Origin of the sequence: Haloplanus natans DSM 17983, from assembly GCF_000427685.1 — an archaeon.
GTDB classification, from domain to species: Archaea; Halobacteriota; Halobacteria; order Halobacteriales; family Haloferacaceae; genus Haloplanus; species Haloplanus natans.
The window spans coordinates 826,036-850,157 of sequence record NZ_KE386573.1; the positions used below are offsets into that span (position 1 = coordinate 826,036).

Sequence of the window (24,122 nt, forward strand, 5' to 3'; positions counted from 1 at the left end):
AATGACGGAACGAAGGACCTCGAAAACGGAGAGCGAGAAACGAACCGACCGGTATCGGGCGCTCGTTGAAGCGTCGCACGACATCACCACCATCATCGACACGGACGGAACGATGACGTACGTGAGCCCCGCGGTTACACGGGTTCTTGGCTACGACTCCGAGGAATTAGTCGGGGACACTGGATACGAGTACGTCCATCCCGACGACCGGGAGCGAAACGAAGACGCGGTTGAAGCCGTGCTGTCGGCCCCGGACGAATCCCAGACCGTCGAAGTCAGATTCGAACACGCCGACGGGTCGTGGTGCTGGATCGAAGCCACGATGCGGAATCGACTCGACGACGACGCCATCGACGGGATTTTACTCAACAGCCGTGAGATTGCCGAACGAAAAGGACGTGAACGCGAACTCCACGAACTCGCCGGAGAGTACGAAGCACTCCTGAACAACGTAGAGGACGCGATTTTCTTCGTTGAGGTTGACGCTTCGGACACCGACATCACGTTCGAGTTCGAGCGCCTCAGTCCAGCATACGAGCGACAAACCGGACTCACGACCGAAGAAGTCCGGGGACAGACGCCACAAGAGGTGTTCGGGGAGCAAGAGGGAGCGGAACTCGAAGCGAACTACCACCGGTGCGTTAAGATCGGTGAGCCGATTTCGTACCAGGAAGAACTCCGGATTGACGAAGGGGCACGCATCTGGCAGACGAACCTCGCGCCGGTCACCACCGACGGTGAAATCACCCGTCTCGTGGGAATTACCCGGAACGTAACCGCCCGCGTCGAACGGGAACGCCAACTCCGTCGTCAAACGGAGCGTCTCGACGAGTTTGCGAGTGTCATCTCCCACGACCTTCGCAATCCGCTCAACGTCGCACAGGGTCGCGCAACGGTCCTCGATGAACAAGTGGAAAGCGAACACCTTGCTCCACTCCGACAATCACTCGACTGGATGGAGGCGATCGTCACGGACACGTTGACGCTCGCCCGGCAGGGCGAGACGATAGACGAAACGGAGTCGGTCAGTCTGACCGATCTCGTCGGGAAGTGCTGGGGGACGATAGACGCAGACGCGGCGACCCTCGAGATAACTGATAAGATGACCTTCCAAGGCGATCGCGACCGATTACGGCACGTGTTCGAGAATCTGTTCCGAAACGCTATCGAACACGGTGGCACGGACGTGACCGTTCGTGTCGGACGTGTCGATGAGGACACTATCTACGTCGAAGACGATGGGTCCGGGATCCCCGCAGATCGGCGCGAGGAGATTTTCGAACCGGGCCATTCCTCGACGAGTGGCGGCACCGGATTCGGACTAACCATCGTGAAGCGGATCGTAGAAGCTCACGGGTGGACAGTGTCTGTGACAGACGGGACTGAGGGCGGGGCGCGGTTCGAACTCGTGATGTCACAGTAGGCGGGATGGCTATGAGACAGGTCAGTCGGAGACCGTCGACCGAGCCGTCCGGTCGGCGTCGACCGACTCGGTGCCGACGAACTCGAACCGGGCCCCGCCGTCGGCGCTTTCGGTGAGGTCGACATCCCAGCGGTGAGCGTCGGCGATCCGGTCGACGATCGCCAGCCCGAAGCCGGTCCCGTCGGCCGACATCGAGACGCCGGGTTCGAACACCGTGTCACGATGCTCCGGGTCGACGCCGGGGCCATCGTCGGCGACGTAAAATCCGGGGGCGTCACCCTCGACGGCCCCGACGGTCACGGTCGCGTTCGCGCCCCCGTGTGCAACGGCGTTGGTGAAGAGGTTCTCGAAGAGGCGCTGGAGCCGGTCGGGGTCGGCCACGACCGTTCGGTCGATGTCGACTACGAGCGTCGCTCGATCGGGAGCGACCGTCTCCCACGCCGCGCGGGCGACGGCCGGGACGGCGACCGCCTCCGTCGTCGCGGTCCGCTCGTCGGTCCGGGCCAACGTGAGCAACTCGTCGAGCATTCCCTCCAGTCGCTCGTGAGCCCGGGTGAGCGCGTCGAAGTGTTCGGCGTCGCGGGTCTCCGCGGCGAGCTCCGCCGCGCCCTGCGCGGCCGACAACGGCGTCCGAAGGTCGTGAGAGATGACCGAGACGAGCTCCTCGAGGCGGTCGTTCTTTCGCTGGAGCGTCCGTTCGCGCGCCCGCTGATCGGAGAGGTCCCGGAGGATGCCGGCACACCCGCGGAACTCGTCGTCGAAGGGCAGGGCGGCGATGTGATCCTTACACGTGATCCGCTCGCCGTCGTTTCGCTGGATCTCGACCTCGACGTGCTCGATATCCGGGCCCGAACTGGAGACGACCGTCCGGAGCGCCTCGTTGATTTCGGCGACGCTCTCGTCCGTCTTGATCAGGTCCGGTTCGGCGCCGACGAGTTCGGACTGCTCGTAGCCGACCAGGTCCACGAAGGCGTCGTTCACGTAGCTGAACCGGCCGTCGGCGTCGACGACGTAGACGGGGTAGCCGAGCGCTTCGAGCACGGTCGAATACCGCTGCGATTCGATCTGCGCCCGATACTCCCTGATGGCGTGGTCGACGCGATTCGCCAGTCGGCGGTGTTGCTCCGCCCCGCCCTTCTGGAGATAACCGGTCACGCCGGCGTTGATCGCTTCGCTCGCGATTTCCTCGCTTCCCTTCCCCGTATAGAGGATGAACGGGAGGTCAGGATACGTCTCGCGCACCGTGTCGAGAAACTCGAGGCCGGTCGTTCCGGGCATATCGTAGTCGCTGACGACACAGTCGACCGGTTCGGTGTCGAGTACCGAGAGTGCCTGCTCGATGTCGGTAACCGAGTGGACGTCGATGTCCGACTGCGTTCGCGTCAGGAACTCGGCCGTCAGGTCGAGTAGCGCTGGATCGTCGTCGACGTGGAGGACGCTCGACGCGCTGGTGGACGGGGATTGGCTCATAGATGAGAGTTACCTCCGGTTGGGGTTTGATCGATATGAACGCACGCATTCGTGATGAAAAGTCACACACATGCAGGTGGCCGGGGACGGGCGATTTCGACCTGTCGAGCACCCCGTCGCTACGACGCACAGCGACCGGTCGCCGGCGGGCGCGCTACTTCGCGAAGTAACTGGTGAAAAAGCCGGACAGAAACGCCGACAGGCCGACCGCGAGAACCATGTCGCGCAGGTCCCAGGGACCGTCACCGTCGTCGGCCATTCCGACGGTGAACCCGACGCTGATCACGAGCGAGACGATGCCGTTGACGAGGTGTTTGCCGAGAGCGGCCATACGCATGATTCGGCGCGGAGCGACAAACCGTTTCGGGGCGTCGCTTGCCGGAGCACCAACCGGGGCGGGAGGAACCGACGCCAGCGGCCGCCTCCTGTAGAATTCGTCTCAGCGGGCCGCACGGGGACGCGTCCGTCACCGTCGAGTAGTCCGACGTCGAATCGGTCGAACGCAGCCGGCCGAATCGGACGAACGGATCGGACAGCGCTCACGGCGGCGAGTTTCACGCTGGTCGCTATCGGCTACGATGGCGACCCGGTGTCGGTACCGTCGGTCGGATTCCTCCCACGGCTAAAGCCGTGGGCTTCCTCCTCGATTCTGTGTGAACTGGTCGCGGACGCGCCCGATGGTAGCCGTCGCGACTGCGGTTTTCGGTCGGACCCACGGTGTGGTTCTTTCGTCCCGGTTATCGCCTTACGAAACGACTGGATCGGGGGCACAGAGATGAAGACTCCCGATCACGTTCGACGGTCGGGGCAGATGTCGGTTCGGCCGGCGTGGAGCGCGTCGAACGTCGGGGCGGCAGATCACGGCGGCCCGTTGCCGGGCCGGTGCTCCGTCGTCGCGGCCAGCACCGCGTCCAGTTCGGCGTCGACAGCGTCTGCGGCCACATCGACGTCGAGGTGGCGTGTCGTCCCCGTCCGCCGACAACCCGCGATTCGATCGACGCGAACGGCTGCGGCGCCGAGACGGTCCGGGCGGACAGTCAGCTTCGCCGCGACACAGGGGCCGTCGTCGCCCGGCAACCGGTACTGCACAGCGCTACTCTCGTCGTAGCGCTCCCACTGGCCGGGGGGCGCCGGGAGGGCCGATTCGAGTCGGGGCATAGACGGTGGGTCGGCCATGTGGACACGTGGGACCGACGGCGAATGAATGTGGCGTGTGGGGCCGTCGCCGGCGTGCCCACCACGCCGGTCTCGAGTGAGCACGGACGGGACTCGTGACCAGGCGATGATGCCGCGACCGGTGACTGCCACGCCCTCGGATCCGGATGCCTACTGACTGTCGGGGATCCTTGTCGGCTCCCGGATCGGCAGTGAGTCGGCGTTGCCGTTACCCCGAATCCGGACGGTCTCGCCGCCGAGCGGGGCCATACGTGGTCCCGGCGGATATCCGTATTCGCGGCCGGCTCACCCCGATGGGTGCTGATCGGGCGCTGGCAGGGCCGCGTCGACATCGACGTGATGCCCCGCAACGTATCCGTTCAACGCTGCCGCGATGGGGGAGTCACGGATATCCTCGTCGGCGTACCCGGCCTCCTCGAAGACACTCAGGAACGACGACATCGACCGGAGCCTGTACTTTTGATGGTAGGTTTCGGCCGGATGGAACCGCGCGAGTTGCTCGATACGCGTCTCGATGCTCGCCGCGGTTTCGTCGCGGTCCGCAAGCACCGAATCGATGGCCGTCCGCTGGGTGGGCGTCGACGCGAACACGACGTTTTGATACTGTGTTTTCGATGGCTGTGTCCGCGGATCGTGTTGCTGAAAGACGTCCGCGAGGAGGTCACGGTAGGTCACCACCGCCGGATCGAAGTCGACCTGTAGCACCTCCGTGTGGTCGCCCAACGAGTGATATGACGGGTCGGGTTTCGTCCCGCCGGCATACCCGACGCGTGTTCGAACCACGCCGTCCATGGCACCGAACCGCGCGTCCGGTCCCCAGAAGCACCCGAGTCCGAACGTCGCGGTGTCGGTCGTCGCTCGATCGACGGCTTGCGCGTCGTAGTCGTGTATGAGAGCTGGTGTGAGCGTCATCGGGTTGAGCCGTCTGTAGAGTCCGCGGGCCATCCGTCCTGGACTGCGTCGCATCTCATCACGTGTTGGTCGTGCAGACACTAATGCTGGGCGCCACCGCGCGTCGGGATCCCGCATGCGCCGGGTCGCCGCGCCTCCGTTCGGTCGACACGATCCCCGGATACAAACCCGCTGCGCCCGAATGGGGCGTGTGAGCCACGCTTTGGAATACCGATGTATCGGCTGTATGGAAGCGACGGTGACGCGCGAGTTCGACGTGTCACATCTGTCGCGCACCTGCCCGGTCTGTGGCGAGTTCGAGCGGTTCGTCAACACCGTCGTTGTCGAGCGGGTCAACGCGCTGGCCGCGGACCCGCCGGCACACCTCCACTGGGAACAGCTCGATCGCACCCGAAAGTTTCTGATCGCCGAGCGGGTGAGCCGCAAGGATCACTCCATTGAGGATTTCGAGACGGTGGACCCCGATGACGAGGACGAGAGGGACGCCGACGCCAGCACCGGCGCCGAAGCTTGATCACCTCACGCGACTCCGACCGAGAGCCCACCGAAGGGGCGGTCGTAGCCCCGTGTCGGATAGTTGACAAGATTTCACGCACGCCCATGGCAGGTAGCGTGGTACGAATTGGCACGAATAAAGATATCGGTGGCGTGCCATGTCGACCGGACCCGCGGCACCGGCAGCGGACCGGGACTGCCGGCCACGAACGTGGGCCGTCAGCCGGTGAGCCCGTCACGGGGCGTCGGCGCCTCGGGAAACCCGCGGGACTATGCCTGTCCGTACCATACCGATGGTATGTCCACAACCGTCGAGGGGTCGTACGTCGAGTCGGTCGAACGCATCCAGCCGAATCAGGCGAACAACTACGGCAACGCCCACGGCGGCGAGGTGGTCAAACTGATGGACGAACTCGCCGCCATCGCGGCGATGGGGGTGGCTGGGGAGACCTGTGTGACCGCACACATCGGCAGCGTCGACTTCCAGTCGCCCATCGCCGTCGGCGACGTCGTTGAGCTGTCGGCGTACGTCTACGAGACGGGGGAGAGCAGCCTGCAGGTGCGCGTCGACGCCGACGCCCGTGACCCCCGATCCACCGACTCGCGGCGAACTACGGCGGCGTGTTTCACCATGGTCGCCATCGACGACGACGGCGACCCGGTGTCGGTGCCGTCGGTGACCGCCGACACCGAGCGCGGGCGTGAACTGGTCGCGAAGGCGCCCTGCTGACGCGAGCGACGGCGGCCTCGACCGCTCAGGCGTCGTCGGGCGTCGCCTCCTCGAACGCCACCGCGAGGGCGCCCGTAAGGAGTGCCAGCGCGAGCCAGCGCGCCGTCCCGCGGAGGTCACGGCGACGGGCGCTGACGAGCGTCGCCGTCCACGCGCCTGCACGCCGTCGCGGTGCCTGTCGGTCGACGAACGAACGCGCGGACGACGCCGCACTCGGCACACCAGTGGGGGGTGCGGATCTCCCGGTCCGATCAGACACGGTACAGTCACTTCGGGTCGGTTCATACCCGGTCGGACCGACCCTCCGGCGCCGAGCCGCGCTCTCGACGCCGTGGCGTGACGCGTCGAATCGTCATAATCGGGGTGTGCGGCCGCAAGAGGTGGTGTAGACCCAATTGTGGCCCGAGTATGACTCGGCGAGTGGGATCCTATGTACGACGCGAAATCGAAGAGGAGGGCGTCCAAACCCCCGACTGACGGGCTGTTCGCGACGACTCGATGGTCGACGTCGACCAAAGCGTTCGCTCCTGACCGGCAAATCGCGGGATGGGAACCGATTATGAAGATCGAGGGGCTCGCGACGGGGGCCGACGCTTCAGTAGCGACGCCCGCTCGATGCCAGTCTCTGGTGACGACACGCCGATTTTTGGGCGAATGGGTCGTTCGTCGGTGGGTGGATGTCCTGTGTGTGGGTGGCAGCCGATGCGTGTGCCTGCGGGGCGTGGCGGCGATGATGAACGCTCGTAGCGGCACACAACAGCGACGAGCGACCATTTAACGCCCACTGGAGCGGTCGTACCGAGTATGAACCCACTGCAGCGACGCCGGCGTTCGGGACACGACGGCCTGGGGGCGCGCCTCCATCGATCGGAGCGCGTACGTTTTCACCACCGTCGAGAATATCGAGGCCATGCAGATGCTCGTCACGGGGGGGTGCGGGATTCATCGGCGGTCACCTCGCGGAACGATTCGTCGGCGATGGCCACGACGTCGTCATCCTCGACAATCTGAACCAGTTCTACGAGACGGGACTCAAGAAACGAAACATCGCTGTCGGGCGTGAAGCCGCCGAGGGCGGGGAAGTTACAGCGGTTCAAGGAGAAAGCCCACGGCTTCAGCCGTGAGATGAATCCGACAACAGCCGAAACAACTACCACGGTTCGTATCGTCGGTCGTGCTACCGAGTCTCGGGTAAGGATATGCACGCCAGCGCGGCGGTAGATGAAGCCCGCTATCCGAGTCGGGGGCCGGACTGGCACGGCCCATAACCCCACCGAACGACGCGAGTGGGGAACCTCTCCGTCGTGGGCACGGTCTGTGACCGTGGAACCCCACGACTTCAGTCCTGGGAGGATGTCAGTGGTCCTCACGCTCTTCCCACTCCGGACGTGGTGTCGGGGACGGGAGTTCGTCACCCTCAGTTCGAAGTTCGTCCTCTGTCGTCCACGGGAAGCACCGTTCGTGGAGTTCGAATTTACGGAATTTGTTGAGATGGACCCAACTGTACGTTGCCGGCTTTTCGCCCTCATCTGCCCGGTCGTCGATCACATCCCACACCTCTTGTTCGTCGATGTCGACACCGCTCTCTTGGGCGCGATCAACGAGCGACTCGACGTTTGCTTGGATTTCATCCGCCGACAAGTCGTCTGTGAACGCTATCTCAAGGGCGGCCTGAATGACGTGCTGTGGCGAGTCAAGGTTCTCGTCGGTCACCCACGCGTAATCACGTGGGAACACGTACGACTTGTCGAAATACGGCGGCTCATCGATCTCGCCCAATTCAGGCGCCTCCCCACCACTTTCCTTCTCGAAGACCCCGACGATGTAGTCGCTGTATGTCGCGAGCAACGAAAACATGATATCGAACGTGTTGAGGCGGTCAGTCGGAAGTTCGAGGAGATCACCCATGATGAACGGATAGGCACCGAGCTGCTTTGTGAGTTCGTTCTGGACGGCGCGAAGCCGGCGGATATAGGGGTCGCGATAGCTCCCGAGGATAAAATACGACGTCCGCTGACTCCAGAGATACGGCAATTCACGCTGGGTGAACCGCCAGATCTCCCGCTTCTCCGCGGGTTCGAGCTCGATGCCCCCAACGGCCTTGTGGACCACTGTCATAATATCGGCAGCGTCGGGCGGCGGGCTTGAGTCGGTCATTAGCTGCCGATTCAAACCACACCATCTTATCGATTCTGAATCACTTTGATTTTTTCTGGTTTAACCAACTTGGTTGGCCCTAACTGTTATAGCGCCCTACCTCGTACCATCACGTATGAGCGAAATCGACACTGGCGCGGCCGATGCAGGGCCGTTCGCGGAACAGCAGCGGCTGTTCAAGCTGCTGTCCCAGGATACGCGCCATCTCATTATCCAGGAGCTGCTGGGCCACCCCACCCATCTGATGTCGCTCGCCGAATTTGAGTATATGACCGGGAAGAGCCAAGCAGCAATCAAAGACCAGTTGGAGACGTTGATCGACGCCGGGCTCCTCGCGCGCTACACGTACGAACCAAGCGAGGGGAAACGTGATCTCCCCTCCCAGTTCTACGGATTCACGGAGCGGGGCGTCGAGATCATCCACGACTACAAGTATCTCCGTGGGCTTCCGGTCGCACGTGCCCTCTACGAAAACACGCGCAAGACCGAGAAGATCGAACGGCATGAATCGGCACCGCGCCCGGAGCTTCCGGAAGCGGTGGTAGAGGCGCTTGAGTTCGACGAACCCGATCTCGAGGCCGTTGATGTCGGCACAACCCCGTAGCTCGGTAGTGGCCAGTCTCGAAGGCAGGCGGTTCAGCCCTGGTCGGAGTCACGTTGCTCACGAGCCTTCGCGAATGCGACCGGATCAGTGTCGCCGTCCCGGGCCATCTCGTTCGCGGACTGTAGCCGTGAGTCGATCAACTTGTTCTGCTGGCGTGACCACTCTTCGTCGTCGTGAGTGCGGACGTACTCGGCCCAGCGTTTAATGAACGCCCGTCGCTCCTGGACGTTCTGTCGTTGAGATCGTTCAAATTCGTCTGAGCTCAGCATAGTAGTCCTCGACACCCAGTTGTTCGACGTACGATTCGAGCCGCTACAGCGTGAACCGCCTCGGGGTCAAGCCCCGAGGCACTCGTCTTGATTCATCTGTAGACATCCGCACCCGAAAAGTCCCGCGTCACCATCGCTACTGCAACACGTCGGGGAGGTCATCACCTTGTCTCCGAACCACCTCGGGATAGACTCCAAGGTCACGAATCTCGTCGTCGGTTGGGGAGTGTCCACTGTCGCCGTCTACCGCCTCAACGACGGCGTCGAGCTTTTCGAGTGCGACCTCCCGACTGTCACCCTGTGCAGTCACCCCTGCACGGAGATCACGAGCCGTCCACCGTCCATCCGGATTTTTCAGCAACCGGATTTCTCGATCAGGAGTGTCTGCATCGCCCGGGTCCGCTCGTGACATATCCAGACATACTTCCACAGGACGCAAAACGCTTCGGGAGCAGGTCCGCAGCAGGTATTGTCGTCGAGCAATACACAGACTACTGAACAGTTGGTTCGCTGGCTCCAGCGTGAAAGAAATCAAGGCTACCGCGCGAACCCTCCCTCTCTATTCAGCACGCTACTCTATCAAATTTTGAGGGTTTCGACAGAGGCAGATAGTACTATTGGCAGACGGCCGCATTGTACTGTTCACGGACGCGTCCGTCGAAGGATTCCGAGTTAGTTCATGCGGAGGTGGGAAGATATCGACCCGTCCGGTCGCTTCCTCCGGTGCTGGTCACTGGCACGCGTTGTTATAAGGAGTTCGTAAGCACGATTCCGTGCCGAAATCGAGCGTTTCGGTACGGAATGCTGACGGATACTGGATCGCAGGGACCGGCGCGAGCGTCCCGAACCACTGTAATCAGCAACGCGTTATTTGTATCTGGGTGAAAGAACTCGACATGTAATGGACGAACAGGATCGGCAGGAGAACGGTGGAGGGAGCCGGCCGAATCGCGCCGACTCCGTCGAAGCCGATCCCGGTGTGTCCCGCGACGTTTCCGAGTCGGACGCACGCACGCCGGACCGAGACGACACAGCGGACGAGAATCCCGTGTTCGGAGGGGCGGCCGAGAAAAAATCCCAGGGGTGGACGAATGCGTTCGACGCGCTCGAACGGGCGAGTGAACTCTTCGCGGCCCTGGATAAGGATATCGACGATAGTGTTCGGACGTACGTCTCGGAACTGCCACAGTGGTTCCGGGACTCGCAAGCGATCGAGGCCAAGATTCGGGTGGGAGACGACGTGTTCGAAACCGATGGGTTCCACTCAACTTCCGACGCCCTGACAGCGAAGGCCCATACACACATCGGAACTGCCGTCTCGATGACAGTCGTCTCCACGGACCGGCAACCGGGCACGGACCGGGAGGCATGGTCCCCGAGCGAGCGCGAACTGGCCGAGACGACCATCTCACTCATCACATCCGCAGTCGATCGATGGGAGATAGACAGTCTGAAGCGCGTGTCGGACGGCGTTGCCGTGCTTGATGGCGACCTCACGTATAGATACGTGAATCAGCAGGCCGAGCAGCTCCTCGGACGGGACAACGAGGAACTGCGTGGTGAGTACGTCTGGGACGTCTTTCCCGAAGCGGCTGACACCATTGCTGAAGAGAAAATCCGGACGGCTCTCGACACACAGTCATCGGCGTCCTTCGAGCGATACAACGCCCAGAAGGAACAGTGGATCGAAGCTAGCGTCCACCCAAGCGACGATGGCGTCATCATCGTCTTCACCGAAATCACCGACTCGAAGGTTACCGAACGAAAACTGGATCACGTCTTGGAAACGGCGCCCGTCGGCATCGTCCTCCTGACCCCCGAGGGAGAGATTACTCGCGCAAACGCCCGTGCAGAAGCGTTGCTTGGCCTGTCCAGAAGCAGGATGGACGGCGTGGCGTACGATCACCCGGGCTGGGATATCTGGGACGAAGCGGGGAATCCGATTCCACGCGAAAACCACCCGGTCGCGCATGTCCGCAGAACCGGCGAGGCTATCCAGGGGTTCACCCACGGAATCACACTTTCGGACGGCTCCGAACGCTGGCTATCGAGCAACGTTGCTCCCGTCGAGGGTGAAGACGGATCGATCGAACAAATCATCGTCGCACTGGAAGACGTGACCGTCCCCAAACGGCTCGAACAACTCACCGAGACGTTCCAGCCGGTCAGCGAACTACTCAATAGCGCAACTGCTGGCGAGGAGATCGAACGACCCATCTGTGAGTTACTGACGGACACGCGCGAATACCAGTACGCACGGATTACCGAGTACACCCCGGAAACGGAACTGACCGAATCGGATCTCGAGGAGGGATCGGGGGCTGTCGCTGCCAACGAGTCCGTAACTCGTCCGATACAATCGCGGACTGAGGTCGCTCCGGCAGTGGTCGCCGTTGAAACGGCCGAGATACAGGCGGTTCGGAGGAATCAGTCGGACTCGCGGTTCGAGCGATGGCGAGCATACACACTGGAACAGGGGTTCCAGGGTGGAGCTATCGTTCCGCTCGTGCACAGAGGCCGCGTCTACGGGCTGCTCGTCTTGTATACGGACCGTGGAGATGCGTTCCGTGATCGCGAGCGGACACTCCTCTCGACGTTCGGTGAGAGGATTGGCCAAGTGCTTCACTCACTTGCGACGGAGCGCATTCTCCACGCCGACGAAGTGGCCGAGCTTACGTTCGAGAGTACCGACTCGGCGTCGTTTTTCGTCTCCGCTTCTGAACAACTGGAGTGTACGATCGATATCAGGGACACGATTCCGGCCTCGGATGAGACACTCGTCCACTACGCGTCCATCCAGGGTGCTTCGTTGGATGCCTTCAGGAACTTCACGGAGAGTACGGACAGGGTAGCCCAGTTGCGGCAGATCCGACAGACTGAGGATCAGCCCGGCGGGGACGTCGAAATCGGGCTGTGCCGACAGTCCTTGGCACAGACACTCGTAGCAGAGGGCGCAGTCGTCACGACGGATACGGTAACCGACGGTCGGGCAGAGGTTGTCTGCGAAGTACCACTCGGTGACGATATTGGTTCGCTTGTCACACGCGTGCAGGAGTCGTTCCCGGACACGACGTTGGTCTCAAAACACGAACACACTCCCGCCGCGAAGTCGCATGCACACGCAATCGGTCAGATACTCGGAGATACCTTCGAAGCCGAACTCACGGACCGTCAACAACAGATCCTGCGAGCCGCGATGTACGCTGGGTATTTCGAGTCACCCCGAGAAAGTACGGCCACCGAAATCGCTGACGCACTCTCGCTGACTCAATCCACCTTCTCGTATCATCTGCGAAACGCCCAGCAAACACTTTTCGAGCAACTTTTCGACCGAATACAGCAGCAGTGACTAGCGTCCCGACCGACATGCGTGATACCTTGAAAAATCAAGGAAATTCCCTTTTGCCGATGACGACAAGTACACGTCTTGCTGACCGTTGTCACTACTCTCATCCCCGCCTCCACCACAGTACATAGTCGGGCGTGCCCCAATAGACGAATGCTTTTCGCTCGCTTATAAACATCCGACGACCGACCCCCTCGACTGACACCGCTCACTCTGACCGATTCGCGCATTGTATTCAGCACGGTTTCCGAACGCTCCTCCTCTTGCAGGTTTCGACAAGGCCCATGGAGTCGGAGCGCCGTCTCGATGCACTCGGGGTCGAGCGACGGCAGTTCGGCGCCGCGTCGACGAAGCCGACGCCGAGTCGGCAGTACTTAGCCGCCGGCGTCCATGGAGCGACATATGATCAGCAGTCCGTGCGTCGGCGTGTGCGAAACCGAGAACGGCGTCTGTGTGGCCTGCGGTCGGACGCTCGACGATATCGCGACGTGGGCGGCGATGAGCGAGGCCGAACGGATCGAGCGGATGCGGGAACTCGACGAGGCGACCGACGCCGACGAGTGACACGGGTCGTTGTCCGTCGGTACCGATCGGGCGAGCGTACGTGCCACGCGCGAGCACCCAGCGACGTTCGGCGGCTGGTCACAACGCCCGATCAGTATCGTGCTCGCGTAAGCCAGTCAGTTGTTCTTGGCGACGGTATCGGCGTCGACGGCTGCGTCGCCGAGAAGCCTAAGACCGCCGCCAGACACTACAGGCATATGCCGTTCTACCCCACGCCCACTGCCGTCGAACGCGCCCATCCGGGGCCGCGAACCAGGATCCCCGAGCAACACACGATATGCCAGCCGAGAGACGCGTCCCGTCAGGAGGGCGGCGATGTCTGACTCGGGGTATTGGCAGTTTTGTGAGATTATCGAACGGACGAAGATCCCAGGCCCGACGATCACGACCCCTGCAGAGACCGAGCAAGTAGTCCTCGAACAGCATACGGACACGGGCGAGTATCGAGTCCGACCCCTCAAGACGGTCATGGAGGACGCCGCCGACGGGTGAAGCGCCGGCCCCACTCGCCGCGGTCCGGACTCGCGTTCGCGGTGCTCGTCACGTCCTCGTGTCTGCTCGTTTCGGCGTGTCGATTCGAGCCGAGGCGATGGCTCGACCCTCGTGGGGGCGACGGAGCGGACAGAACACATTTGCGGCTCGCTGGGCAATGGTGAGCCGATGCGGCTCATCGCCCATCGCGGTTTCGATGAGCAGTACTCCGCGAACACGGTCGCGGCTATCGAACGGGCGGTCCCACACGCCGACATGGTCGAACTCGATATTCGCCGGTGTGCGTCGGGTGAACTCGTCGTCGCACACGACACCCTCATCGACGTCGGCATCGACGGCGTGGAGCAGGTAGACGAACTGACCGCTTCGGAGCTCGCCGCCCTCGACGCCCACGACGGCGAGGGTGTCCGGACGCTCGATGTCGTTCTCGACGCGATCCCCGCCGAGGTAGGTGTCAATCTCGAGGTGAAAGAGCCCGATGTCACCGAGCAGGCCTTCGAGATGGCCACCTCGGTACCCCACGAGGTCATCATCTCGTCGTTCGACCCCGACGCACTCCGTGGCGTTCACCCCGGAGACGACACGAACGTGGAACTGGGCTACGTCATCGGGGCGACGCCCGGCGACGACCTCTCGGTCGCGATGGATCTCGGTTGCGCGTTCGTGCACCCGAATGCGTGGTTGTGTCTGCTGACCGGCGTCGTCGCCGACGCCCACGACGCGGGACTGGCGGTCAACGCGTGGACCGTCGATTCGAGACCCGGGGCGTGGGCCCTCTCGTGGCGCGGCGTCGACGGACTCATCGCGAGTTCGCCCCACGTGACGGGGTGGCTCGATTAAGAGACGCGGACTCCGCAGGCGAGTTCGGCCAACTCGTCCTGCCGGATTCGAATCCCGTAGTCAACACGACCGGCGGAACTCACCCAGGAGCCGTCATTGGTCCGCGAGAGACGGCGTGGAGTCAGCAGACGCGTACCGGCGGCGGGACGAACTGATGTATTCCTCGTACTGTCGGCTGTAAACCAATTAATATATTCGCCATCCCTGGATGGTGAATGTCTTGAAACAGTTACAGCCGGCACGGGTCCAGTCGAGCCGAACGACGTAGCGGCGCCGGTGTAGACGCGCCAGCAGGGACACGGCGACACTCCGGCGGCGTCCCCGTACGAACGTCGTCGGCGTGCGAGTGACGTCGCCCTCGGCGGGGTCGAACCGGCTGATGGCCCGGAGCGCCGAACGGCCGACCGTCCGGATGCCGTGACGGGTGCGGCACTCACCCCCCACTCACCGACACGTACCGCTCCCCGACACCGGCGATCACCCCCACGACCAGCCCCGTCGCGTGGCCGACGACGCTCGCGCGAGCCGGGGGGTTCAGAAAGCCCAGCAGGTTGAGCGCCAGCCCGAGGACCGCAACGGCCAGAATCCCGGCCTCGACGCGCGAGAGCGACCGCCACTCCGGCAGCGACTGGAGGCGTGCGGCGGCCTCGCGCCCCACCAACGCGTGGGCGACGCCGCTTCCGCCGATGCCCAGGCCGGGCGCGACGCCGAGGACGACGAACAGGGTCGGGACGAGCGTCGTCGTGAGAAAGCCCGCGACGACGACGAAGCCGACGTAGTCCGGCCAGGGCCGGCGGCGTTCGCAGAAGTAGCCGAAGGGGACGACCCACACGAGCGTGGCGACGAGGTGGTCGCCGCTCGCGTGGAGGGCGGGCGCGAACATCTGCGTGAGCGCGTTCGCCGGGACCGTATCGAGCGTGACGAGTTGTCGGGGCGTGATGTCGAAGGCGTACGCGATATTCTGTTCGAGGCGGTACGCGAGGAGAAACGCGGCCGTCAGCGCTAGGGTCACGTGGCCGGGCCGATCGGAGCGACGGTGGGTGGACATGTGGACTCGCGGAGACGACAGCCGGCGCGTACGGTCCGTCGTGGCTTAAGTATCCGTCCCGTTCGGCGGTTCGTCACGTGCCCGCTCCCCTGGCCCGCCGTCGAGTCGCGCGCTCGCCCGCTCGATGTCCGCCGTCGTGTTCACGTTCACCAGCCAGCCGTCCAGCCGGACCGTCTCCACACGCGCGCCCTCGGCGACCAACAGATCGATGGCGTCGGTGAGTTCGTACTCGCCGCGCGCCGAGGGCTCGATGCGGTCCAACGCCTCGAAGAGCCGGTCGGAGAAAACGAACACGCCCCGCGGAATCAGCGTCGACGGCGGGGCGTCGGGTTTCTCGACTACGCCCACCACCTCGCCGTCGTCGACGATGAAGACGGCGCCCTCGCTCGCCCGCTCGCGCCCCACCTCGTCGACGAGCAACGTCGCGGCCGCGTCGGTCGCCCGACGGCGCTCGATCAGCCCCGACAGGGCCACGTCGCCGACGTTGTCGCCGTTCCACACCACCACGTCGCCGGCAACGTATCCCCCCGCGGCCGAGACGGCGTGGCCGAGGCCGAGGCGCTCGGTCTGCCACGCGTAGGTCAGGGATACGTCCCGAAAGCGGTCGACGTAGTAGTCGACGATGTCGTCGCCGCGGTAGCCGACCACGACGACGATGTCGTCGATTCCCGCCGCCCGGAGCGACTCGAAGACGTGTGTCAGTATCGGCCGCCCGGCCACCTCGACGAGGCCCTTCGGTCGCTCCGCCGTCAGCGGCCGGAGCCGCGTGCCCTCGCCGGCCGCGGGGACGATAGCCTGCATGACCGTCCCGTACGCCCCCAGGCACAAAAACGCCGCCCGATCAGGAGTTCAGGACGAGCGGTTCGTACCACTCGCGGTTCGCCCGATACCACTCGACGAACTTCCCGACGCCCTCGCGGATCGTATGCGAGGGCTCGTAGCCCAGCAACTCGCGGGCTTTCGACGTGTCCGCGTGGGTGTGTTCGGCGTCGGCGTCGTGGCGCTCGGCGAACGTCAGATCGAGGTCGGGCGCCAACTGATCGCGCACCACTTCGGCGAGGGTTCGGATCTCGATGGTGTCGGTACTGCCGATGTTGACGGCTTCGCCGTCGGCGGCGTCCGTCTCCAGTAGCGTCAGATTCGCTTCGACCACGTCGTCGATATACGTGAAATCGCGGGTCTGGGTGCCGTCGCCGTAGACGACGGGCGGGTCGCCGTTCGTACAGCGGGAGACGAAGTTGGAGATGGCCATGTTCGGGCGCATGCGCGGCCCGTAGACGGTGAAGTAGCGCAGGGCAACGACGGGGAGGTCGTACACCTCGGCGTAGGCACAGGCGTAGCGCTCGCCGGCCAATTTCGACGCGCCGTAGGGGCTGACGGGCGTCGTCGGGTGCTCCTCGTCGTAGGGGAGATATCGGGGTTTGCCGTAGACCGAGGACGAACTCGCGACGACGACGCGTTCGATCCCCCCATCCCGGGCCGCGTCGAGGACGTTCAGCGTCCCATCGACGTTCACTTCGTCGTAGAGCCGTGGGTTCGCGACGCTGGATCGGACGCCGGCACGGGCGGCCTGGTGATAGATGTAGTCCGCGTCGCCGACGAGGTCCGCGACGAGGTCCGCATCCCGGATGTCGCCCTCCACGAACTCGTACGTGCCGCCACGGTCGGACGCGTCCCGTCCAGCGGCGACGTTCCGTTCCTTGAGCCCCGTGTCGTAGAACTCGTTCAGATTGTCGAGGACGACGACGTCGTGGCCCGCTTCGACGAACTGCTCCGCGAGGTGACCGCCGATGAAGCCCGCACCCCCCGTGACGAGTATCTGCATCGTTCCGATATCAGCGAGTGTGGAGAAAAATGTACCCTTCGGGCGGGGACGCCGCCGTCGCAACTCGACGCCGCAGGGGACGCGAACCGTCCCCGGACCGTTCGTCGATCGTACCAGAGCGCAGATACGTTACCCCGTCGTACCGCGTCGTGTCCGGGCGCGTGCCGTTCGCGGCGATGCGCGTGTGATCTCTCGTTGGCACTCCACGTCGACATCTCCCAAACACGTGTTGCCCGTCGGCACGCCACCCCGGACGGCGCCGTCCCCGTGTCGCTCGCACTCGATAGTTGAACTACTATCACTATCTCCGAACGTGGCTCTATTTCTTGGATATACGAGTGGAATAGCCGTGCATATAGTGAGAGATAGCGAGATATTCAAAAATAACACAACTATTTTAATCAACGGCATGGTATTTGTTCACATGGCAGCCAGCGAAACGTGGACGGACCCGAACCAGTGCCCGTTCTGTGGACAAGCACTCCCGTCCCCCGGCGAGGGGTTCGTGAGACACCTCGACGAGAGCGAGGCGTGCGACGGGGCGTACGGCGTCTGGCGCCAGCGAGTCGCCGACGATATCGGCGGTGGCTGGTCGGGCTGATCCGGCGTCGACGTTCGGACGGGTGTGTCCCGCCCGCTCCGATCCGAGACGTTTATATTTCCACATCGGCTGGTTCGTCGGGGATATGGACGACGTACGCACCGGATTGAGCTATGGAGACGTGTTGCTGGTCCCGAAGCGGTCGGCGGTCGACAGCCGCGACGATGTCGACCTCTCGACGACGCTCACGCCGACCGTCCGGCTCGAGACACCGCTCGTCTCGGCGGCGATGGACACCGTGACCGAGGCGCCGATGGCGTGCGAACTCAGTCGCGCGGGCGGACTCGGCGTCATCCACCGATTTCTCACGCCCGAGGAACAGGCGAGTCAGGTAGCCGAGGTGGCGGCGGCGGGCGAACGGGCCGCCGCCGCCGTCGGTATCGACGAGGACTACGTCGCCCGTGCCGAGTTGCTGGTCGATGCGGGTGTCGACGCCCTCGTCGTCGACGTGGCGCATGGCCACCTCGAACGGGCACTCGACGCCGTCGAGGCGCTCACCGAGGCGTTTCCGGCCACCGACCTCGTCGCCGGGAACGTCGCGACGCCGACCGGCGTCGCGGACCTCGCGGCCGCCGGTGCCGACTGCGTGAAAGTCGGGATCGGTCCGGGGTCACACTGCACCACCCGCAAAGTCGCCGGGGCCGGCGTGCCACAACTGACCGCGGTCGACGACTGTGCGAGCGTCGCCGCCGACCACGGCGTGACGCTCTGTGCGGACGGCGGCATCCGCAACTCCGGCGACGCGGTGAAGGCCCTGCTGGCCGGTGCGGACACCGTGATGCTCGGGAGTCTCTTCGCCGGCACGGACGAGGCACCGGGTCGCGTCGTCGAGGTGGACGGCACGCGGTACAAGCGGTCACGGGGGATGGCGACGACGGCCGCGGACGAGGCCCGCGAGGACAAGTCGAACGATATCGACGCCGACGAAGGGGTCGAGGCACTGACGCCGTACAAGGGGCCGGTCGCGGGGGTCGTCGAGGAGTTCTGTGCCGGCATTCGTTCCGGGCTCTCGTACTGTGGCGGCCACACGGTCGCCGAAGCCCGCGAAACAGCCGAATTCGTCCGGGTGGCGCCGGGTGCGAAAGAACGCGAAGGCTTCCACGCCGACCACGACTGGGAAGGCGTGACCGTCGACAGCGGGGGCGAGGCCGACTGATAGTGTTTATTGTAACTGTTTACCGGTGGTTCGCCAGAACGGGTCGGCAAACCACCGGTACTGACTTACAATGATCACTATGAGCGGCGGCCTCGACCCGAGGGGCTGCTGTCGCTCGTCGTGAGACACGGACGAAGATTGATACGCCTCGACTGGCAGGGAGGAGTATGCCCATCTCCGACGACGAGTGGGACTCCGGTGCCCGCACTGATAGCCCGACTGCGACGGAGACGACTCCAGTCGGCGACTACGACGACGAGGCGGAACTGATCGTCGCCTTCCTCTCCGAAAATATCGACAACGCGTACACGAAAGCCGAAATCGTTCGCGGCGTCGACTTCGGTAACGACGCCCGTCCCGAGACGATTCGCGAACTCCTGACCGAGATTCCGGACGAACTGGTCGATGTCGCCGGCGATGTCGTCGCGAGCGGGATGCTGGTCGACGACATCGACGCGGCGCTCGACCAACTGGTCGCCGACGGGATGGTCGCCGAGAAACGGATCGAGACGGCCGACGGGACGACGACGTACTACCGGCTCAACACCGACGAAGCCGGGGGGTGAGACGGCTCGGTACAGGTGGTGCCTGCCGCGAGCCGACGGTGGTCCGCCACTCCCCCGATCCGCGGAGTCGTAACTATTAGGCGTCGGCCATGGAAACCCATACCCATCGTGCCCTCCACGGACCGCCCCGCCGTCGAGGCGACCGCCCTCCGGAAGACGTACGGCTCCGAAGTCGCCCTCGACGGCGTCTCCTTCTCGATCCCGTCGGGTGTCGTCTACGGCTTCCTCGGCCCGAACGGCGCCGGGAAGACGACGACGATTCGACTACTGACCGGCCTCTCGAACCCCACGAGCGGCGACGTCCGCATCCACGGCGACCCCGTCGACGACCGGCGAGCCGTCGCCGGCCGCGTCGGCTACCTCCCCGAAACACCGCCGCTGTACGACGAGTTCAGCGCCCGCGAACAGCTGACGTACGTCGCCGACCTTCGCGACATCCCGACCGTATCGCCGACTATCTGGAACGGTTCGACCTCGCCGCCGACGCCGACAAGCGGATCGACGCCTACTCGAAAGGGATGCGACGCAAGACGGCGTTCGTCCAGAGCGTCCTCCACGATCCGGACGTGCTCTTTCTGGACGAACCGACCTCGGGACTCGATCCGCGTGCGGCCCGCCGCATCCGCGAGTCGATCACCGCGCTCGCCGACGACGGGACGACCGTCTTCCTCTCGACGCACGTTCTCCCCGTCGCGGAGGCCGTCGCCGACGAAATCGGCGTGCTGTTCGACGGGCGCCTCGTTGCCGAAGGGACGCCCGCCGACGTGACGGCGCGCGCCGAGACGGCGGGGGGATCGCTCGAAGACGCCTTCCTCGCGGTGACGAACGCCCACGAACACGACCGGGCGGTCCCCGACGAATGAGCCCGTTCCTGCGCCGTGACCTCCGCCACGGCGTTCGTATCGCCCGCGCCGAGTACGTCCGAAGCCTCCGTGGCTACGTCCATAGCACGCGTCGACTCGTTGGCCTCGTCGTCGTCGTCCTGTTTTTCGGTGGAACTCTCCTCGTGACGCTCCCGACGGCGTACGCCCTCGGCCGGTCGGCACGGGCCGTCGACGCGGTTCCCGGCTTTGCTCCGGCCACGACGGCGGTTCCGGCCGTCCTCGTCGCGCTCGCGACGCTCCGGACGCTGGAACGGATCGGCCGGATCGACGCTCACGAACTCGTTCTGACGGCTGTCCCCCCGCGTGCCGTCGTTCTCGGCCTCGTCGGTGCCGAATTCGCGCGGCTGGTGACGTGGTTCGGCGTTCCCACGGCGGCGGTCGTCGCGGCGTTCGCCCTGGGGCTCGGATCGACGGTGTTTCCGCTCTCGGCCGCGCTCGTCGCCCTGCCGCTCGTCGCCTGGGCCGCCGTCTGGGGGTACGCCTCGGGCATCGCCGCCCTGCGACTCCTCCGTCGGCTCCCCGGCGCCCGGCGCGTGCTGAAAGCCGTCGGCATCGTCGCGATGCTCGCCGTCGTGGTCGCCACACAGTTCGTCGGCCGGTATCTCGCTATCGACGGCGCGGCCCTCACGCGTGCCGTCTCGACGCTTTCGCTGCCCCCAGTCGTCGACTACGCCGCGCTCGCGTTCGTCGGGACGCCGCTGGCCCGGCCGCCCTCGGCGGGTGCGCTCTCGGTCCTCGTGGCCCTGCTCGTCCTCACTCCCGTCGCCCTCGCCGTCGCGACGCGTGGGGCAGCCCGCCTCTGGTTCACCGACGCGCCGGCCCGGGACGCTCCGAGCACCGCGACGGGGCCGACGGGCCGGTTCGCGGTCCCGTGGCCGTTCTCGTGGCGGAAAGTCGGGCGCATCGCGTGGGCCCACCTCGTCCACGCACGACGGCAGCCACAGGACCTCGCTCATCTGGTCGTCGCCCTCTTTTTCGTCGGCCCGTTCGGCACGACCCTCGCGGAGTCGTCGGGGGACGCGCTCGGTCCGCTCGTCGCCGGTGCTGGCGTCGGCGTCGGGACGTACCTCGCCGGCGCGACGTTCGGGCTGAACCCACTCGGCGACGACCGTCCGCAGTTGCCCGTCCTCCTGCTCACGGCGACGCTGCCTCGGACGCTCGTCCGCGGCCGGACGCTCGCTGGCCTCACGGTCGGGTTGCCCGTCGTCGGCCTCGGCACGCTGGCGTCGGTGTCGCTGGGGCTGTCCCCGCGCTACGCCGTCGGGTTCGCCCTCGTCGGTGCCGGCACCTGCGTCGCCGCCGCCGCGTTCGCCGTCGGCCTCGGTACGGCGTACCCCGTCTACGAGGAGCGGGCGTTCTGGGGGACCGAGACGGTCGTCCCGTCGACGCTCGTCATGCTCACCTACATCGTCGTCGTCGGCGTGGGGACGGCCCTCGCCCTGATCGCGACGTGGGTCTTTCTCACCGGCCACCCCGTCGTCACGCCCGCCCTCCTCGTGGCTCTCGGTGCGTCCCTCGCGCTCACCCTCGCCGTGTCGTACGCGTCGTACCGGTACGCAGTCCGCCGGTATCGGTGCTACACGGTCGGCTGAATCGACACTGCCAACAGGCCGGGGATACTCGATCCAGTATGGTCCCCGCACCGCCGATCGCCCGCCGATCGAGCGATCCGTCACCGCAGGATGACGACGCCCGCGAAACGGAGGAAGCCGACAGCATCACCCGTAGACGTGCCCTCCATGTCGCCGGCGCGACGACGATCGCCGCACTCGCCGGCTGTTCGTCGCTTCCCATCGGTAGCGACGAGGCCGCCCCGGAGTACACGCTGCACGTCGAGTCGGTCGACGCCTCGCCGGTCGAACACGCCCTCTACTCCCCCGCCGACGGGGCGCTGTTCGGGGCGCCCGCCCGGACTGCCCTCGACGCCGTCCTGCCGGACGGTCGGCACACGACGTACGGTTACGAGCCCCTCCCGAGCGACGCGTACGTCGACCACGAGGGGACGTACTACCGGCTCGCCTCGGTCGTCACGGGGCGACGACGGCTGGAGCGACCGCTCGTCCGCGTCGACCCCGTCTCGGACCCACCGCCCGACGCGGCGGTGATCGACTCACTTCCGCGGCCGAGCGCGCGGGCCCTCAAAATTCTCCATACGTACACGCAGACCGACGGCGAGACGAGCACCGCGGACCTGCTCCGTGGCGACGCGTACGTGCTCCGACGCCCGGCGGAACTGGAGAGCAGACTCGCGACGGGTGCCCTCGACGGCCGAATGGTGGCGACGACCGAGAGCGGGACGTGGGCCTACCGGGTCCGCGTCGCCCGCGAGCGGATCGTCGAGACGGCATACACGGCCCTCGCCATCCCCGTCGCCAGCACCCGCGACGCGTTCCGGAAGGTCGTCTTCGGCTCGCGGATCGACGCCGAACTCGCACCCGGCACCCTCTCCGATACCGTTCGGACGCGCCTGGGACGAGCCATCGACCGGGGGACGTACGCCGAGACGACGCCCCTCTCGTCGGCGTTCGACACGCTCCTCGAACGCTTGGGACTGGGTGCCGTCGACACGGCCGCCAGCGGCCGACTCCTCTGGTACGACGACGCGCTCTACCGGTACGCGCTGTACGTCTCCGATCCATCCTGACGCGACGACCGAACGCATCGCCGTCGACGACGGGTATCTCGGCGACGCCAAAACTATAATATCCCAATGTATTATAGCAAAATTACATACTGCCGTACGGCCGCTCCCCGATACTGGCACCGTCCTCGGGGCCGGTATCGACTCTCATACGGTGTGTTATACCTCAGCACCGGTGGTTCGTCGAGCAGTCCGGCGATCCGCCGGTACACAGTTACAACGCTTCGTATCGGTCGATTTGTCGGCCACTGTCGCACGGATTCGTTACGCTCATCGGCGCGTCGCTCCGGTGGCGCTGTCGATGAACGAACAGTCGCCGAAACTGGAGACGGAGGCGAAAACGGAGCGTTCGTCGGATCACTCGTCGTCGACCGAACTGGGCGTTAATATATAAAGACAAATAATATGAAGGAAATTACGGAATTGTGATGGGTCGATCGATGGCCGTGTCGGCGTCGACCGAGGCGTGCCCGATCAGTCCACCGAGACGCTGAGCACCGGCACCAGCGAGTTGATGAGCACCTTCTGTGCGACGCTCCCGAACAGCGCCTTCCCCGTCGGCGAGCGCTGTCGCCCGCCGAGGACGACGTACCGCGCCCCCAGTTCCTCGGCACACGCCATGATCTCGCCACCCGGATCACCGACGCGGACCGAGACGGAGGGTTCCGGCCTCGACGGATCGGCCGCCCGGGCGACGATGTTCTCGCCCACTTTCTGGACCTCGTAGTTCTCGCTGAAGGACTGTCCCTCCACCTCCTTTTCCAGGACGTCGACGAGTTCGGACCGCTCGATGATGTGCACCGCGTGCAGATCCTCGCCGATATCGGCTGCGAGCCGTCCCGCCTCGTCGAGTACGGTTGCCGCGCCGTCCGTATCGTCGATTGCTGCCAGAACTACCATGCGGCCAGTATGACAGCCATACA

General features: G+C 64.8%; 26 protein-coding genes and 1 pseudogene. 15 read left to right on the forward strand and 12 right to left on the reverse strand.

Going from position 1 to position 24,122, the window contains the following annotated elements; all coding sequences use genetic code 11:
- Position 1: 1 nt before the first annotated feature.
- Positions 2-1,423 carry a sensor histidine kinase gene (locus HALNA_RS06505; RefSeq protein WP_049935590.1) on the forward strand — a complete coding sequence of 474 codons (1,422 nt, stop codon included), beginning with the start codon at positions 2-4 and terminating at the stop codon, positions 1,421-1,423.
- A 21-nt stretch (positions 1,424-1,444) separates the two neighbouring features.
- On the opposite strand, the gene HALNA_RS06510 is transcribed toward HALNA_RS06505, so the two are convergent.
- The 4 genes from HALNA_RS06510 to HALNA_RS06520 all read right to left on the reverse strand — a co-directional run bounded on the left by HALNA_RS06510 (position 1,445) and on the right by HALNA_RS06520 (position 4,981).
- Complete coding sequence (locus tag HALNA_RS06510) at positions 1,445-2,893, reverse strand: response regulator (RefSeq protein WP_049935591.1); 1,449 nt, start codon at positions 2,891-2,893, stop codon at positions 1,445-1,447.
- Positions 2,894-3,047: 154 nt separating this feature from the next.
- A complete protein-coding gene (locus tag HALNA_RS20550; RefSeq protein ID WP_169719018.1) occupies positions 3,048-3,224 on the reverse strand; it encodes a hypothetical protein in 177 nt (58 codons plus the stop codon).
- 527 nt (positions 3,225-3,751) lie between these two features.
- A complete protein-coding gene (locus HALNA_RS06515) occupies positions 3,752-4,069 on the reverse strand; it encodes a hypothetical protein (protein ID WP_049935592.1) in 318 nt (105 codons plus the stop codon).
- Between the two features lie 285 nt (positions 4,070-4,354).
- Complete coding sequence (locus HALNA_RS06520; protein ID WP_049937988.1) at positions 4,355-4,981, reverse strand: peptide-methionine (S)-S-oxide reductase MsrA; 627 nt, start codon at positions 4,979-4,981, stop codon at positions 4,355-4,357.
- Positions 4,982-5,171: 190 nt separating this feature from the next.
- Here HALNA_RS06520 and HALNA_RS06525 point away from each other — a divergent pair, with 190 nt between their 5' ends.
- Positions 5,172-5,495, forward strand: coding sequence for a hypothetical protein (locus tag HALNA_RS06525; protein WP_245576009.1), 324 nt, complete (start codon positions 5,172-5,174; stop codon positions 5,493-5,495).
- Positions 5,496-5,774: 279 nt separating this feature from the next.
- Entirely contained in the window at positions 5,775-6,206 is a 432-nt protein-coding gene (locus HALNA_RS06530; RefSeq protein ID WP_049935594.1) for an acyl-CoA thioesterase, read from the forward strand.
- 25 nt (positions 6,207-6,231) lie between these two features.
- Here HALNA_RS06530 and HALNA_RS06535 read toward each other — a convergent pair whose 3' ends face one another.
- Positions 6,232-6,426 carry a hypothetical protein gene (locus HALNA_RS06535; RefSeq protein ID WP_049935595.1) on the reverse strand — a complete coding sequence of 65 codons (195 nt, stop codon included), beginning with the start codon at positions 6,424-6,426 and terminating at the stop codon, positions 6,232-6,234.
- 690 nt (positions 6,427-7,116) lie between these two features.
- Here HALNA_RS06535 and HALNA_RS21455 point away from each other — a divergent pair.
- Positions 7,117-7,294, forward strand: a pseudogene (locus HALNA_RS21455) (NAD-dependent epimerase/dehydratase family protein); the annotation flags it as partial.
- 268 nt (positions 7,295-7,562) lie between these two features.
- On the opposite strand, the gene HALNA_RS06540 reads toward HALNA_RS21455, so the two are convergent.
- Positions 7,563-8,363, reverse strand: a complete 801-nt coding sequence (locus tag HALNA_RS06540) for a hypothetical protein (RefSeq protein ID WP_049935597.1) — start codon at positions 8,361-8,363, stop codon at positions 7,563-7,565.
- Positions 8,364-8,478: 115 nt separating this feature from the next.
- Here HALNA_RS06540 and HALNA_RS06545 point away from each other — a divergent pair, with 115 nt between their 5' ends.
- The gene (locus HALNA_RS06545; protein WP_049935598.1) at positions 8,479-8,967 is read left to right on the forward strand and encodes a helix-turn-helix domain-containing protein; all 489 of its coding nucleotides are present in this window, start codon (positions 8,479-8,481) and stop codon (positions 8,965-8,967) included.
- A gap of 32 nt (positions 8,968-8,999) precedes the next feature.
- Here HALNA_RS06545 and HALNA_RS06550 read toward each other — a convergent pair whose 3' ends face one another.
- Complete coding sequence (locus HALNA_RS06550) at positions 9,000-9,236, reverse strand: hypothetical protein (protein ID WP_049935599.1); 237 nt, start codon at positions 9,234-9,236, stop codon at positions 9,000-9,002.
- Positions 9,237-9,372: 136 nt separating this feature from the next.
- Positions 9,373-9,648 carry a type II toxin-antitoxin system HicB family antitoxin gene (locus HALNA_RS06555; protein WP_049935600.1) on the reverse strand — a complete coding sequence of 92 codons (276 nt, stop codon included), beginning with the start codon at positions 9,646-9,648 and terminating at the stop codon, positions 9,373-9,375.
- An 816-nt stretch (positions 9,649-10,464) separates the two neighbouring features.
- Between HALNA_RS06555 and HALNA_RS06560 the strand changes: the two genes are divergently transcribed.
- The 4 genes from HALNA_RS06560 (at position 10,465) to HALNA_RS06565 (ending at position 14,478) form a co-directional block, all read left to right on the forward strand.
- Positions 10,465-12,585: a PAS domain-containing protein gene (locus HALNA_RS06560; protein WP_169719019.1), complete on the forward strand. Its 2,121-nt coding sequence runs from the start codon at positions 10,465-10,467 to the stop codon at positions 12,583-12,585.
- Positions 12,586-12,984: 399 nt separating this feature from the next.
- Positions 12,985-13,146 carry a DUF1289 domain-containing protein gene (locus tag HALNA_RS19300; RefSeq protein WP_169719020.1) on the forward strand — a complete coding sequence of 54 codons (162 nt, stop codon included), beginning with the start codon at positions 12,985-12,987 and terminating at the stop codon, positions 13,144-13,146.
- 315 nt (positions 13,147-13,461) lie between these two features.
- Positions 13,462-13,638, forward strand: a complete 177-nt coding sequence (locus tag HALNA_RS19860) for a hypothetical protein (RefSeq protein ID WP_157573470.1) — start codon at positions 13,462-13,464, stop codon at positions 13,636-13,638.
- A gap of 168 nt (positions 13,639-13,806) precedes the next feature.
- The gene (locus HALNA_RS06565) at positions 13,807-14,478 is read left to right on the forward strand and encodes a glycerophosphodiester phosphodiesterase (RefSeq protein ID WP_049935602.1); all 672 of its coding nucleotides are present in this window, start codon (positions 13,807-13,809) and stop codon (positions 14,476-14,478) included.
- Between the two features lie 433 nt (positions 14,479-14,911).
- Here the strand turns inward: HALNA_RS06565 and HALNA_RS06575 are convergent, their stop codons facing one another.
- The 3 genes from HALNA_RS06575 to HALNA_RS06585 all read right to left on the reverse strand — a co-directional run bounded on the left by HALNA_RS06575 (position 14,912) and on the right by HALNA_RS06585 (position 17,351).
- Entirely contained in the window at positions 14,912-15,490 is a 579-nt protein-coding gene (locus tag HALNA_RS06575) for a rhomboid family intramembrane serine protease (RefSeq protein WP_169719021.1), read from the reverse strand.
- An 81-nt stretch (positions 15,491-15,571) separates the two neighbouring features.
- Positions 15,572-16,327: a sugar phosphate nucleotidyltransferase gene (locus HALNA_RS06580; protein ID WP_049935605.1), complete on the reverse strand. Its 756-nt coding sequence runs from the start codon at positions 16,325-16,327 to the stop codon at positions 15,572-15,574.
- A 40-nt stretch (positions 16,328-16,367) separates the two neighbouring features.
- Entirely contained in the window at positions 16,368-17,351 is a 984-nt protein-coding gene (locus tag HALNA_RS06585; protein WP_049935606.1) for an NAD-dependent epimerase/dehydratase family protein, read from the reverse strand.
- Positions 17,352-17,775: 424 nt separating this feature from the next.
- Between HALNA_RS06585 and HALNA_RS20555 the strand changes: the two genes are divergently transcribed.
- The 6 genes from HALNA_RS20555 to HALNA_RS06610 all read left to right on the forward strand — a co-directional run bounded on the left by HALNA_RS20555 (position 17,776) and on the right by HALNA_RS06610 (position 23,202).
- Positions 17,776-17,952, forward strand: a complete 177-nt coding sequence (locus HALNA_RS20555; RefSeq protein ID WP_169719022.1) for a DUF7501 family protein — start codon at positions 17,776-17,778, stop codon at positions 17,950-17,952.
- An 85-nt stretch (positions 17,953-18,037) separates the two neighbouring features.
- On the forward strand, positions 18,038-19,108 hold the full coding sequence (locus tag HALNA_RS06590; RefSeq protein WP_049935607.1) for a guanosine monophosphate reductase: 1,071 nt from the start codon (positions 18,038-18,040) through the stop codon (positions 19,106-19,108).
- Positions 19,109-19,275: 167 nt separating this feature from the next.
- Entirely contained in the window at positions 19,276-19,674 is a 399-nt protein-coding gene (locus HALNA_RS06595; RefSeq protein ID WP_049935608.1) for a hypothetical protein, read from the forward strand.
- A gap of 89 nt (positions 19,675-19,763) precedes the next feature.
- Positions 19,764-20,537: an ABC transporter ATP-binding protein gene (locus tag HALNA_RS21460; protein ID WP_342665011.1), complete on the forward strand. Its 774-nt coding sequence runs from the start codon at positions 19,764-19,766 to the stop codon at positions 20,535-20,537.
- Complete coding sequence (locus HALNA_RS06605) at positions 20,534-22,150, forward strand: hypothetical protein (RefSeq protein ID WP_049935609.1); 1,617 nt, start codon at positions 20,534-20,536, stop codon at positions 22,148-22,150. Before HALNA_RS21460 ends, HALNA_RS06605 begins: the two co-directional genes overlap by 4 nt.
- 38 nt (positions 22,151-22,188) lie before the next feature.
- A complete protein-coding gene (locus HALNA_RS06610) occupies positions 22,189-23,202 on the forward strand; it encodes a hypothetical protein (protein WP_049935610.1) in 1,014 nt (337 codons plus the stop codon).
- 471 nt (positions 23,203-23,673) lie between these two features.
- Here the strand turns inward: HALNA_RS06610 and HALNA_RS06615 are convergent, their stop codons facing one another.
- On the reverse strand, positions 23,674-24,099 hold the full coding sequence (locus tag HALNA_RS06615) for a universal stress protein (protein WP_049935611.1): 426 nt from the start codon (positions 24,097-24,099) through the stop codon (positions 23,674-23,676).
- Between the last annotated feature and the right edge of the window lie 23 nt (positions 24,100-24,122).